The sequence below is a fragment of the Caballeronia sp. GAFFF2 genome (assembly GCF_023631485.1).
Taxonomy (GTDB): domain Bacteria; phylum Pseudomonadota; class Gammaproteobacteria; order Burkholderiales; family Burkholderiaceae; genus Caballeronia.
Map to the genome: position 1 here is coordinate 145,826 of NZ_JALQDA010000028.1, position 13,006 is coordinate 158,831.

10 protein-coding genes are annotated in these 13,006 nt (G+C 61.9%); 5 read left to right on the forward strand and 5 right to left on the reverse strand.

All coding sequences use genetic code 11. From position 1 onward, the window contains the following. Positions 1-5: 5 nt before the first annotated feature. Positions 6-3,164, reverse strand: a complete 3,159-nt coding sequence (locus tag NCT04_RS21195; RefSeq protein ID WP_250467570.1) for a response regulator — start codon at positions 3,162-3,164, stop codon at positions 6-8. A gap of 172 nt (positions 3,165-3,336) precedes the next feature. Here NCT04_RS21195 and hpnA point away from each other — a divergent pair, with 172 nt between their 5' ends. From hpnA to NCT04_RS21210, 3 genes are all read left to right on the forward strand, one after another. Further along, complete coding sequence (gene hpnA, locus NCT04_RS21200; protein WP_250467571.1) at positions 3,337-4,347, forward strand: hopanoid-associated sugar epimerase; 1,011 nt, start codon at positions 3,337-3,339, stop codon at positions 4,345-4,347. 222 nt (positions 4,348-4,569) lie between these two features. After that, complete coding sequence (locus NCT04_RS21205; RefSeq protein ID WP_250467572.1) at positions 4,570-6,822, forward strand: NADP-dependent isocitrate dehydrogenase; 2,253 nt, start codon at positions 4,570-4,572, stop codon at positions 6,820-6,822. 196 nt (positions 6,823-7,018) lie between these two features. Continuing rightward, the gene (locus tag NCT04_RS21210; RefSeq protein ID WP_250467573.1) at positions 7,019-7,534 is read left to right on the forward strand and encodes a hypothetical protein; all 516 of its coding nucleotides are present in this window, start codon (positions 7,019-7,021) and stop codon (positions 7,532-7,534) included. A gap of 16 nt (positions 7,535-7,550) precedes the next feature. Here the strand turns inward: NCT04_RS21210 and NCT04_RS21215 are convergent, their stop codons facing one another. Beyond that, positions 7,551-8,753 carry a glycosyltransferase gene (locus NCT04_RS21215; protein WP_250467574.1) on the reverse strand — a complete coding sequence of 401 codons (1,203 nt, stop codon included), beginning with the start codon at positions 8,751-8,753 and terminating at the stop codon, positions 7,551-7,553. A gap of 463 nt (positions 8,754-9,216) precedes the next feature. On the opposite strand from NCT04_RS21215, the gene ispH reads away from it, so the two are divergent. Together ispH and hpnH are read left to right on the forward strand one after the other, a co-directional pair. Further along, the gene (ispH, locus tag NCT04_RS21220) at positions 9,217-10,188 is read left to right on the forward strand and encodes a 4-hydroxy-3-methylbut-2-enyl diphosphate reductase (protein ID WP_250467575.1); all 972 of its coding nucleotides are present in this window, start codon (positions 9,217-9,219) and stop codon (positions 10,186-10,188) included. Between the two features lie 13 nt (positions 10,189-10,201). Then, on the forward strand, positions 10,202-11,356 hold the full coding sequence (gene hpnH, locus NCT04_RS21225; protein ID WP_244828861.1) for an adenosyl-hopene transferase HpnH: 1,155 nt from the start codon (positions 10,202-10,204) through the stop codon (positions 11,354-11,356). A gap of 62 nt (positions 11,357-11,418) precedes the next feature. On the opposite strand, the gene NCT04_RS21230 is transcribed toward hpnH, so the two are convergent. The 3 genes from NCT04_RS21230 to NCT04_RS21240 form a co-directional block, all read right to left on the reverse strand. Continuing rightward, positions 11,419-11,814, reverse strand: a complete 396-nt coding sequence (locus NCT04_RS21230) for a type II toxin-antitoxin system VapC family toxin (RefSeq protein ID WP_250467576.1) — start codon at positions 11,812-11,814, stop codon at positions 11,419-11,421. Further along, positions 11,811-12,050 carry a type II toxin-antitoxin system Phd/YefM family antitoxin gene (locus NCT04_RS21235; RefSeq protein WP_409014904.1) on the reverse strand — a complete coding sequence of 80 codons (240 nt, stop codon included), beginning with the start codon at positions 12,048-12,050 and terminating at the stop codon, positions 11,811-11,813. The genes NCT04_RS21230 and NCT04_RS21235 overlap by 4 nt, the downstream gene beginning before the upstream one ends. Before the next feature lie 170 nt (positions 12,051-12,220). Further along, complete coding sequence (locus NCT04_RS21240) at positions 12,221-12,835, reverse strand: MlaC/ttg2D family ABC transporter substrate-binding protein (protein ID WP_244828862.1); 615 nt, start codon at positions 12,833-12,835, stop codon at positions 12,221-12,223. Positions 12,836-13,006 lie beyond the last annotated feature (171 nt).

The following is a 13,006-nucleotide window of genomic DNA, read 5'->3' on the forward strand; positions in this document are numbered from 1 at the left end:
TCACGTCAACGCTGCCGCAACCAGACGCGGCACAGCGATACGAGCTTATCGACATCGATGGGTTTGGATATGTAGTCGTCCGCACCCGCCTCGAGACATTTCTGGCGATCGCTCTGCATGGCCTTCGCCGTCAGCGCGATGATCGGCAGGCGCGCGTGCTCATGCTGCTTGCGAATCTCGGTCATGGCGGTGAGGCCGTCCATCTCGGGCATCATCACGTCCATCAGAACGAGGTCGATCTCGTTGGGACGCGCGAGCGCTTCGAGCGCCTCGCGGCCGTTGCGCGCGATCTCCAGCGTGGCGCCGAGCGGCTCGATCACGCGCGACAGCGCGAAGATATTGCGCACGTCGTCTTCGGCGAGCAGGATCGTGCGGCCTTCGAACACGTCGTCGCGCTGACGCGCCGCGCGCAGCATGCGTTGCTGCTCGGGCGGCAACGCGCTTTCCACGCTATGCAAGAAGAGCGTCACTTCATCGAGCAGACGCTCCGGCGACTTCGCACCCTTGATGATGATCGATTTCGAATAACGGCGCAGGCGCTGCTCTTCCTCTTGCGAGAGCATGCGGCCCGTGTAGACGATCACTGGCGGCGAGCCATGTCCGCTGCTCGTCGAAACGCGTTCGAGCAGTTCATAGCCGGAACCGTCGGGCAGCGCCAGGTCCATCACGACGCAATCGAACGCGGCGCTTTTCATCTCGTCGAGTGCTTCGGCGATGGAGCCCGCTTCCACGATTCCCACGGTTTCGCTCGCGAGCAACGCATGAATGCTCTGACGTAAAGCCGGATCGTCCTCGACCACGAGCACGCGCCGCATGCCTTGCGACGAGCGCGCTTCGAGCTTGAGGATGGCCTGCGCGAGATCGTCGCGTGCGCTCGGTTTGAGCGTGTAGCCGATTGCGCCGAGATGCAGCGCGACATCGGCGTGATCCGTCGCGGAGACGATGTGGATCGGGATATGACGCGTGAGCGGATCGTGTTTCAGCCATTCGAGCACGGTGAGGCCCGACTGGTCTGGCAAGCCGATGTCGAGCAGGATGCCGTTGGGTTGCAGCGAACGCGCCAGTTCCACGCCTTGCGTGGCGCTTGCCGCATGCACGCAATCGAAATCGAGTTCATGCGCGAGATCGTAGAGGATATGCGCGAAAGGCTGATCGTCCTCGATGACGAGAATCACGCGCCCCGGCCGCTTGCGGTCCGCGCGGTCGTCGGCGATACCTTTTGGCTCGGGCATCGACGCCTGCGGAGGTTGCGGCGCCGGGCGTTCTTGCGGAGCCGGCGAAGGCGCAACCGGCACCAAGGCAGGATCGCGCACGGCGGCGGGCTCGGGCTCGCGCATATGTCCGATGGTGTCGAGCTTCGCGGTGACGGTGCCTTCGCGCGTGGCGATCGGCAGCGTCACCGAGAACACGCTGCCTTTGCCGACTTCGCTCGATACGCCGACCGAGCCGCCGAGCAAACGCGAGAATTCGCGCGAGATCGAAAGGCCGAGTCCGCTGCCGCCGTATCGACGGCTCGTGGTGCCGTCCGCCTGCTGGAACGCCTGGAAGATCAGGTCTTGCTTGTCGCGCGCAATGCCGATGCCCGTGTCGCGAACCTCGAACCGCAGTGCCTGTTCGTTCGCGCGTTCCACCGCGATCGTCACGCTGCCGCGCTCGGTGAACTTGAACGCGTTGGACAGCAGATTGCGCAGCACCTGCAAGAGCCGCTGGTTGTCGGTGACGAAATACTCCGGCACGTTCTCGCCATGCACGGTGAAGAAATCGAGCCCCTTGCTGGCCGCGACCGGCGCGAAGGATTGCTTGAGCGCTTGCAGAATCGAATCGACGGAAGCGGGCGCGAACTGCACATCCATCTGGCCCGCCTCGACTTTCGAGAGATCGAGAATGTCGTTGATGAGCGAAAGCAGATCGCTGTTCGACGAGTGGATGGTCGCCGCGTAGCGCACCTGCTCGTCGGAGAGATTGCCTTGCTTGTTGTCCTGCAGGAGCTTGGCGAGGATCAGCGAACTATTGAGCGGCGTGCGCAATTCATGCGACATGTTTGCCAGGAACTCCGACTTGTACTGGCTCGCGCGCTCCATCTGCAACGCGTTCGCGGTCAGTTCCTGCTGCGCCTGAAGCAGTTCGGCCTTCTGCCGTTCTAGGTTCTGCGAATGCTCTTCGAGCTGCACATTGGTCTGTTCGAGTTCGGCCTGCTGCTGTTCTAGCCGCGCCTGCGAGTCCTGCAAGGCGCGGCCGCGTTCTTCGAGTTCTTCGTTCGAGACGCGCAGTTCTTCCTGCTGCACCTGCAATTCCTCGCTCTGCCGCTGTGTCTCTTCGAGCAGTTCGACGAGCCTCACGCGATACCGCGCCGAGCGCAACGCCATGCCCATCGCTTCCGATGCCATTTCGAGCAACTCGCGGCTGTCGTTGAAGCGTCCTTCGTCGCCGACAAAGCCGAGCTCGACCACGCCCATCACTTCGCCATCGGCCATGACGGGCGCGACTACTACGCTCGACGCCGCAACCGTGCCCAGCGCGGAGCCGGCTTTCAAATAGTGCGCGGACGCATCGCGCATTTGCAGGATGCGCTTGTCCTCGACCGCCTGACCCGCAAGCCCGACGCCGCGCGCAATGCGGCGCGGCGCGCTGTCTTCGTCGGGAAGCGCCCAGCCGGCGACGCGCGTGAGCGTATCGGCTTCGAACGTATAAACCACGCCGACTTTTGCGTTGACATACGGAACGAGCGAACGAAGCATGCTGACGCCGATCGAAGCCGGAGACTGTTCGCCGCGCAATTGCAGGCTCATCTGCATGATGCCCTGCTGCAGCCACGTGGTCCGTTGTACCGCGAGCCGCGATTTGATATACAGGTGCGCCACCGCCGACACCACGAGCAACACGAAAATGCCCATCGCGCGATTGAGTTGCAGGACTTCGTGGTTTGCGGTGGGTTCAGCGTTGGAGAAGACGTAGCCGCCGATCATCAGCACCGAAGACGCGCCCGCGACGATAATCGGCGCAGGCGGCTTGTCGAGCCACATGCACAGCACGACCGGCAGCACGTAAAACACCCAGATCGCGAGACGCGTGGGCGTGAGCAAGTCGATGGCGAACACGACGGCAAGCGCGATCGCAATGGCAAGGTAAATCCACGAGGCGTGGCTTCGAGTGTCTTGGGGCATCGTTGACCAGGATGTTCATGTTTTGCAAAAGCGCCTACAAAGCAGGCAGGTCCGGACCATAGCACGACCCGCAAGCCCTTGTCATATCTGGCTTTGCGGGTTCTTGACGCATCCATTGTCGCGCGGCACTTGTTACGAAAAAACGGCCGCGCAAATGTAAGGCGAGGTAAGAATGACTGAATTTTCCGGCTCACGCGTGCTTGTCACGGGAGCCTCGGGTTTCGTGGGTTCGGCGGTTGCGCGGCTCGCTATCGAGCGCGGTTTCAAGGTGCGCGTGCTGCTCCGCGCCACGAGTCCGCGCAAGAACGTCGAAGCGCTCGATGCCGAGATCGTCGTCGGAGACATGCGCGACGAAGCCTCGATGCGCGCCGCAATGAAAGGCGTGCGCTATCTGTTCCATGTGGCCGCCGATTACCGGATCTGGGCGCCGGACCCGGGCGAAATCGAGCGCGCGAACCTGCAGGGCACCGAGGCGACCATGCGCGCGGCGCTGGCCGAAGGTGTGGAGCGCATCGTCTACACGAGCAGCGTGGCGACGCTCAAGGTCACGAGTTCGGGCGCAATCTCGGATGAGACGAAGCCGTCGGACACGGCGAGCACCATTGGCGCGTACAAGCGCAGCAAGGTGATGGCGGAGCGCGCCGTCGAGCGCATGGTCGCGAATGACGCGTTACCGGCGGTGATCGTGAATCCTTCGACGCCCATCGGTCCGCGCGACGTGCGGCCGACGCCTACCGGGCGCATCATCGTCGAAGCGGCGACAGGGAAGATTCCCGCTTTCGTCGACACGGGCCTGAATCTCGTCCATGTCGATGATGTCGCCAACGGCCACTTTCTTGCGCTCGAACGCGGCAAGATCGGTGAACGTTATATTTTGGGGGGCGAGAATCTGCCATTGCAGCAGATGCTCGCGGACATCGCCGGATTCGTCGGGAGGAAGCCACCGACCATCAAGCTGCCGCGCGGGCCGCTTTATCCGCTCGCCGTGGGCGCGGAGATGTTCGCCAAGTTCAGCGGCAAGGAGCCGTTCGTGACGGTGGACGCGCTGCGCATGTCGAAGAACAAGATGTATTTCACGTCGGCAAAGGCGGAGCGGGAACTAGGCTACAGCGCGCGGCCATATCGCGAAGGGCTCAAAGACGCGCTCGACTGGTTCCGTGCGAACGGCTATCTGGGCAGTTGAGGGCGCAACGTTCCGCATTGCGAGACTGGCTCAACTCTTCTATAAGACCTAAAAATTTCCAAGTTATTGATTTGAAATAAAAATGCTTTGTTTTACGCCCGCGCGGCGACCAGCTTTCACACGCGCGCCCCTCAAAATCATGCAAAATAGCGGATTCACGGCCGGAAGGGTGAATGCAGCCGGCGCTTTTTTCCAACCTGTTCTGCGAAGTCGAGACAAGCGATGAGTAATCAGCAACCCACTATCATCTACACCCTGACCGACGAAGCTCCGCTGCTCGCAACCAGCGCCTTTCTGCCGATCGTCCGCACTTTCATCGCGCCGGCCGGCGTCAATGTCGAAACGAGCGACATCTCGGTCGCCGCGCGTATCCTCGGCGAGTTTCCCGAGTTTCTGAGCGAAGAACAGCGCGTGCCGGACAATCTCGCCGAACTCGGCAAGCTCACGCAGTTCGAAGACACCAACATCATCAAGCTGCCTAACATCAGCGCGTCGCTGCATCAGCTGATCAGCGCGATCAAGGAATTGCAGTCGAAGGGCTACAAACTGCCCGACTATCCCGAAGAGCCGAAGAACGACGAAGAGAAGGCCATTCGTCAGCGCTACTCCAAGTGCCTCGGCTCGGCCGTGAACCCGGTGCTGCGCGAAGGCAACTCGGACCGCCGCGCGCCGCTCGCGGTCAAGAACTTCGCGAAGAAGCATCCGCACAGCATGGGCGAATGGAGCATGGCGTCGCGTACGCACGTCGCGCACATGAAGCATGGCGACTTCTATCACGGCGAAAAGTCCATCACCAACGACCAGGCTCGTGAAGTGCGCATGGAACTCGTCACGAAGCGCGGCGAAACCATCGTGTTGAAGCCGAAGGTCAAGCTGCAGGAAGGCGAGATCGTCGACAGCATGTTCATGAGCAAGAACGCGCTCGTGGCGTTCTACGAAGACCAGATGGAAGACGCGCACAAGACGGGCGTCATGCTTTCGCTGCACGTGAAGGCGACCATGATGAAGGTCTCGCACCCCATCGTGTTCGGTCATGCGGTCAAGGTGTTCTATAAAGACGCGTTCGCCAAGCACGCGAAGCTCTTCGAGGAACTCGGCGTCAATGTGAACAACGGCCTGGTCGATCTCTACTCGAAAATCGACACGCTGCCGGAATCGCAGCGCGATGAAGTCATCCGCGACCTGCACGCCTGTCATGAACATCGCCCGGCGCTCGCCATGGTCGATTCCGCGAAAGGCATCTCGAACCTGCACGCACCGAACGACGTGATCGTCGACGCGTCCATGCCCGCCATGATCCGCGCGGGCGGCAAGATGTGGGGCGCCGACGGCCGTCCGCAAGACACCAAGTGTCTGATCCCGGAAAGCACGTTCGCGCGCATCTATCAGGAAATCATCAACTTCTGCAAGACCAATGGCGCGTTCGATCCGCGCACCATGGGCACGGTGCCGAACGTCGGCCTGATGGCGCAGAAGGCCGAAGAATACGGCTCGCACGACAAGACTTTCGAGATCAGCGAAGCCGGCACGGCGCGTATCGTCGATAACGCGACCAACGAAGTGCTCGATTCGCTCACGCAGGAAGTCGAGCAAGGCGACATCTGGCGCATGTGTCTCGTGAAAGACGCGCCCATTCGCGACTGGGTCAAGCTCGCCGTCACGCGCGTGAAGAACTCGGGCACACCGGCTGTGTTCTGGCTCGACCCGTACCGTCCGCACGAAAACGAGCTCATCAAGAAGGTCGAGACGTATCTCAAGGACCATGACACCACGGGCCTCGACATCCAGATCATGTCGCAGGTGCGCGCCATGCGTTACACGCTCGAACGCGTGATCCGCGGCATGGACACGATCTCGGTGACGGGCAATATCCTGCGCGACTACCTGACCGACCTGTTCCCGATCATGGAACTCGGCACCAGCGCGAAGATGCTCTCCATCGTTCCGCTGATGGCGGGCGGCGGCCTGTACGAAACCGGCGCGGGCGGCTCGGCGCCGAAGCATGTCAAGCAACTGGTCGAAGAAAACCATTTGCGCTGGGATTCGCTCGGCGAGTTTCTGGCGCTGGCGGTATCGCTGGAAGAACTCGGCATCAAGAACGACAACGCGCGCGCGAAACTCGTCGCGAAGGCGCTGGATGCCGCCACCGGCAAGCTGCTCGACAACAACAAGAGCCCGTCGCCGAAGACCGGTCAGCTTGACAATCGCGGCAGCCAGTTCTATCTGGCCATGTACTGGGCGCAGGAACTCGCGAACCAGTCGGAAGACCGCGCACTCGCCGAACTGTTCGCGCCGCTCGCGAAGCAACTAGGCGACAACGAGCAGAAGATCATCGACGAACTCAACGCCGTGCAGGGCAATGCGGCGGATATCGGCGGGTACTATCAGCCGGACCCGGCCAAGCTCGAAACGGTGATGCGTCCGAGCAAGACGCTCAACGCAGCACTGACCGAAGCACAGGCACGCGCGAAGTAAAGTAGTCGGCGCCGTCTCGAAAGGCGTCTTCCGGAGCAATCCGGAAGACGCCTTTTTCTTTGCGGCGGGGAACGGCGAAGCGCTTCATCGGCAGCCGTTTCCAAGCATTTCGTTACAACGTGTGCCCGGTGGCTCCTGACGGAGAAGGTAAAATCACGGTCTCGCTGCCAGCATCGAAAGACACAGATACCTTCGCATGAATCTACATGACCAGCTCGGCGCGCTGGAGTCGAGCCTCGACACGCTCCTCCAGTCCGCTACTTCTCCAGACGACCAACCCGCTCCGCTGCCCATGCGCGTGACGAGCGCGGAGCCCGTCGCGCCCGCTGCGGAACCTGCGCCGCTCGGCGCGGAAGCCGAGCGCGAGCAAGCCGCAAGACCCGCGGAAAAGCCTACGCTGACCGTCTCGCGCCCCGACCGCGATGCAATCGAAATGACGATCGCCGGCCAATCGGTGCTGCTGAGTCCCGAAGGCGTGTCGGAGCTGATCGAGGAATTGGCGAACGTGCGTGCATCGATGACGCCGGATCAGCCTGGCGGCATCGCGCCCGGCTGGCGTTTCGCGGCAACGAAAAACCCGCTGATGGCCGTGCAGAAGCACGCAAACGGGGATCGACTGCTCATCATGCGTCACGGCGGACACGGCTGGGTGCCGTTCACGTTTTCGCCGCACGCCGTCGTCGAGATGTATGCCCTTCTGACGAAGAAGTAACGCGCGTTCAAGTCGGTCAGGAGCCTTCCTGCGTCGGCGCCTGCACGCGCGCCTTCCACTGACCGCCCTTGCCGCTCCAGTAACGCACGGCCGAGCCGATCGTCGCGCTCACGTAGAACAGCGCCACCAGCGGCAGGAACGGCGCCCACAGCAGCGAACGCCGGTAGTAGCGCAGCATCGGCCCATACGCAATGCACATGAGCGCCCACGCCGCGCAGGCGGGCCAGGCACGCGCGCCCATCGTGAGCGCCAACAACGGCGGCGCGAGGTAGATCACCACCATGCCCAGCACCGTACCCGCGAGCAGAAGCGGCGAGTAGCGCAACTGCGTGAACGCGGTGCGCGCGATCATGTTCCAGATTTCGCGCCAGTGATCGTACGGACGCAGCGACTCGCTCGATTCGGCCAGATCGAGCCGAATGGGCCGCGCGCCATTGCGCCCCGCGCGATGCTTGATGCGCGCGGCAAGACTGCAATCGTCGATGAGTTCCTGCCGGATCGACTCGATACCGCCCGCCTCCACCAGCGCCGAACGGCGCACCAGCATGCAGCCGCCGGCCGCACCCGAGGTCGTTTTCCGCACGTCGTTGACCCACGCGAACGGATACAGCTTCGCGAAGAAGAACACGAACGCTGGAATCAGCGCCTTCTCCCACGGCGAGTCGCAGCGCAGCCGCACCATCAGCGAGACGAGATCGCGGTCTTCTAAAATCGTGCGCGCGACGAGTTGCGTGGCGGCATCGGCCGGATGGTAGATGTCGGCATCGGTAAGCAGAAGGAATTCGGCGGGCAGGCCGAGCGAATCGATAGCACCGATGCCCTGCGACTGCGCCCATACCTTGCCCGACCAGCCAGGCGGCAACGGTTGCGCGGTGAGCACGGTCAGGCGGTCATCGAGCCCGAGATCGCGGGCGGCGGCGAGTGCGGCGGCGGCGGTGCCGTCGGTGCTGTGATCGTCCACGACGATCACGTGGAACGCGCCCGCGTAGTCTTGCCTGAGCAGCGAGCCGACCGCGCGGCCGATCACGTCGGCCTCGTTACGCGCGGGCACCACGGCCACGAGCGCCGGCCACGCGCCGCGCCGGGCGATTTCGGCTTTGCCGACCGCGTGCACGGTCGTCGCGGAAAGCGCGGGTGCGGGCTGGGCACGCCAGAAGCCGCCACGGGCGAACAGCAACACGATCCAGATCAGAAATGACAGCCAGGCGATCAGTAGCATGAGATGAAAGTCGAAGGCGGCAGCTCGGACGACCGAGTGCGCTTGCGTTGAATCAGGTCGGATCAGGGATTGCAGCGGGCCGGGGCGTTGCGCCAAAAATACACGAAGGAATAACGCGCGGGGCACGCAAACAAGGCGCAAACGACGCAATCGCACCGTGGCGAGCGAGCGCCCCGCCCGGAGCACCCGACAGTTTAATGGGATATGCCGGTCGCCGTATTGCCGCGTGCCGCAAGGCTCAGCCGGAACGTATGCGACAAGCACCCATAAAGGGAACGAGTTAGAATACGCGGTCATCTTCGGCATGCAGACCGAACCCGGCACGTCGTTTTTTCCGGTCTGCATTCCGGGCTCGCCACGCCGCCCGTTTGCGGCATGGCCGGCACGATAATGTGGTCCCATGGAACGCGCGAGCATCGCGCCGCCTGATCCGAAACCCGCGCCAGTCGGAGTTCGTTCGAATATGCGTATCATCCTTGCTCAACCCCGCGGCTTTTGTGCGGGCGTGGTTCGCGCGATCGAAATCGTCGATCGGGCGCTGGAACGGCATGGCGCACCGGTGTATGTGCGTCACGAGATCGTTCACAACCGTCATGTCGTAGACAATCTGCGCGGCAAGGGCGCACGTTTCGTCGAGGAGCTCGACGAGGTGCCACACGGCGCGGTCGCCATTTTCAGCGCGCACGGCGTCGCGAAGAAGGTGGAGAAAGACGCGCTGTCACGCGGGCTCGACGTGCTGGACGCCACTTGCCCGCTCGTCACCAAAGTTCACGTGCAGGGCCGGCAGTATGTCTCGCAAGGCCGTACACTCATTCTGATCGGCCACGCGGGGCATCCGGAAGTGGAAGGCACCATCGGGCAGATTCCGGGCAAGGTCGTGCTGGTGCAAAGCGAGGCGGAAGTGGAAACGCTAGCTTTGCCTGTCAATGCCCCGGTCGCCTATGTCACGCAGACCACGCTTTCGGTGGATGACACACGCGGCATCATCGACGCCTTGCAGCGCCGTTTCACCGATATCGTGGGTCCGGACACGCGCGACATTTGTTATGCCACGCAGAATCGCCAAGCCGCCGTGCGCGAGTTGAGCACTCAGGTCGATGTCTTGCTCGTAGTAGGCGCCACGAACAGTTCCAATTCGAACCGGCTGCGCGAGATCGGCGCGGAAACCGGCGTGCCGAGTTATCTCGTCGCCGATGGTTCGGAAGTCAAGGCCGAATGGTTTGCAAAGGCGCAGACTGTCGGCATCACCGCGGGTGCTTCGGCGCCCGAGGAAATGGTCAACCATGTGATCGATGCCCTGCGCGCGTTCGGCCACGTCGAAGTCACGACGATGGAAGGCCGCGAGGAAAAGGTCGAATTCAAACTCCCCGCGAAGCTGTTGCAACCGCTCGCCGCCCTGGCGACCACGGCAGCGACGGCCACCCGCGAAGAATAAGGAGAGCAAGCAATTGTCTATTCCGCTGCTTCAGAAAGTCCGCGTTGGCGCCTATATCTTTCGCCAGCATTTTTCGCGCAACAAGCGCTACCCGCTCGCACTGATGCTCGAACCGCTGTTCCGCTGCAATCTGGCGTGTAACGGCTGCGGCAAGATCGACTATCCGGATCCCATTCTCAACCAGCGTCTGTCGCTGGAAGAGTGCCTGGGCGCGGTCGACGAGTGCAACGCGCCGGTCGTTTCCATCGCGGGCGGCGAGCCGCTCTTGCACAAGGAGATGCCGCAGGTCGTGAAGGGCATCATCGCGCGCAAGAAGTTCGTGTATCTCTGCACGAACGCGCTGTTGATGGAAAAGAAGATGGACGATTACGAGCCGAGCCCGTACTTCGTCTGGTCCGTTCACCTCGATGGCGACCAGCAGGCGCACGATCACTCGGTATCGCAAGACGGCGTCTACGACAAGGCCGTGAAGGCGATCAAGGAAGCGAAGCGGCGCGGTTTCCGCGTGAACATCAATTGCACGCTGTTCAACGACGCCAATCCCGATCGCGTCGCCAAGTTCTTCGATACGCTCGGTCCGATGGGCGTGGACGGCATCACGGTGTCGCCCGGCTATGCTTATGAACGCGCGCCGGATCAGCAGCACTTCCTGAACCGCGACAAGACCAAGACGTTGTTCCGCGAGATTTTCAAGCGCGGCAACAACGGCAAGAATTGGTCCTTCAGCCAGTCGGCCATGTTCCTGGACTTCCTCGCGGGCAACCAGACGTATCAGTGCACGCCGTGGGGCAACCCGGCGCGCACGGTGTTTGGTTGGCAGCGTCCGTGTTATCTGCTCGGTGAAGGTTACGCGAAGACCTTCAAGGAACTGATGGAAACCACCGAGTGGGAAAAGTACGGCACGGGCAACTACGAGAAGTGCGCGGACTGCATGGTGCATAGCGGCTTCGAAGCCACCGCCGTGATGGATACCGTGGCGCATCCGTTGAAGGCGCTTGGTGTGTCGATGCGCGGCCCGCGTACGGAAGGCGCGTACGCGAAGGATCTGCCGATCGACAAGCAGCGTCCGGCCGAGTACGTGTTCTCGAAGCACGTCGAGATCAAGCTGGAAGAGATCGGGCGGATGTCGAAGGGCAAGGGATCAAAGGCAGCCGCCGCGGCGCATTAATGGCCGAGGGTGGTTGATGGAAGGGCGGATGACTCTGGTTGTCCGCCCTTTTTGTTTTCGGGTTACCAAATGGTCTTGACGTGTTGATAGTCGCGAATTCTCCGGTCCTTCGTGACCAGAGGTGCAGAAAGCGAACGCGCCGTCGCCACGATCATGCGGTCTGCCGGATCTTTGTGGAACTCGCCCGGCAAATCGGCGGATTTGACTGCGATGTTTCGGTCCACGGGGACGAAGCGCACGCCTTCTATTCGACTCACTTTGTCGAGCCAGTCGCCAACGTCCGCGGAGAGGACAACCCGGCCTCGCTTCACCAACATCGCGATTTCCCATGCGGTCATGGTCGAGATCACAATCTCCCCGCCTTCCTCCAATTCTTGCTCGATCGCTGCCCGAGCTAGCTTGCCGAGCGCCGCTCCGCTCACCCACCACAGCAACGTGTGCGTGTCCAGCACGATCATTCCAGCGCCTCCCAGTCGTCCTCGCCGACGGGCTCCATGGGGTCGTCATAACGCAACACGCTTCCGCGCAATTCCTCCAGCGGCGTGAGGGATGAGTTGTCGTAGCGCCGCACTTCAAGCACGGGCTTGCCATGGTCTGTCACGATCATATGTTCTCCTGTCGATTCCACGAGACGAAAGTACTCCAACGCTTTCGCCTTGAACTCGGATTTCGAAACTCGCTTGACAGCCATGATAATGCCCCTGGTCACGTAACGATAGTCATTTTAGACTCGGCCAAATGGTATAGGAAAACGGGACAAGCGCGTCATAAACAAAAAAACGCGACGGCTCATCACCGTCGCGTTTCTTGTTACATGAGTCTGGCTGGTGCAGGTGGCGTCGCGGGCGCTATTGCGCCTCGATGTCACCCCGCCGAGCGCGAATTGTGCTCCGACAGATACTTGATCAGCCCATCGACACCGTCTTTCTGCAGTTGCCCCGCGAATTGTTGCTGATAGACCTGGATGAGCCACGCGCCCATCATGTCGATGTCGTAGATTTTCCAGCCTTGCGCCGTCTTACCCAATCTGTAACGCACCGGATTGTCGCCGCCAGTCGAAACGACGTGCGATTCGACCACGACGTCGCGCGCGTTTGCATCGGCCTTGGGCGACTCGAAGCTAAACTTGACGTCCTGATCGCGTAATTGCGACAACGAAGCCGCGTAGGTCCGCACAAGCAACGTCTGGAACTGGTCGTAAAGCTGTTTCTGCTGCTCGGGCGTGGCGCTGGCCCATGCCTTGCCCACCGCTATGCGCGTCGTGCGCTGGAAGTCGGTGGCGGGCAAAAAGCGCGTTTGCACGAGTTGTGTGATCTTCGCCATGTCGCCGCCGCGCGCTTGCGGGTCGGCCTTCATCGCGTCGACGGTGCCTTCGACAGCGGCCTTGACGACGGCGTCGGGGCTAGTTTGCGCGAAAGCCTCGCCGGACAGGCCGAGGGCAAGGAGAAATGCGAAGCAAATGGACAGATAGCGTTTCATGGCACCCGTTCTCTGAAAGAGTTCTGAGGTTGGAATTGGTATGGGGACGGCGCAATACCCGGTAACGCCGATGCAGCCGGCACGCGTCGAGCCAGTATATCGACACGCGGGGGCATCGACAGTTCAAGACGCATGGCGCGTTCGTGCCCGGCATCGACCGGTATACTTGCG

Bases quoted from the DNA above. Each gene is read 5' to 3' on its own strand.
- NCT04_RS21210 (WP_250467573.1), top strand. From the start codon at position 7,019: ATGAATCTACATGACCAGCTCGGCGCGCTGGAGTCGAGCCTCGACACG.
- NCT04_RS21230 (WP_250467576.1), bottom strand. From the start codon at position 11,814: ATGATCGTGCTGGACACGCACACGTTGCTGTGGTGGGTGAGCGGAGCG.
- NCT04_RS21195 (WP_250467570.1), bottom strand. From the start codon at position 3,164: ATGCCCCAAGACACTCGAAGCCACGCCTCGTGGATTTACCTTGCCATT.
- NCT04_RS21215 (WP_250467574.1), bottom strand. From the start codon at position 8,753: ATGCTACTGATCGCCTGGCTGTCATTTCTGATCTGGATCGTGTTGCTG.
- hpnA (WP_250467571.1), top strand. From the start codon at position 3,337: ATGACTGAATTTTCCGGCTCACGCGTGCTTGTCACGGGAGCCTCGGGT.
- ispH (WP_250467575.1), top strand. From the start codon at position 9,217: ATGCGTATCATCCTTGCTCAACCCCGCGGCTTTTGTGCGGGCGTGGTT.
- NCT04_RS21205 (WP_250467572.1), top strand. From the start codon at position 4,570: ATGAGTAATCAGCAACCCACTATCATCTACACCCTGACCGACGAAGCT.
- NCT04_RS21240 (WP_244828862.1), bottom strand. From the start codon at position 12,835: ATGAAACGCTATCTGTCCATTTGCTTCGCATTTCTCCTTGCCCTCGGC.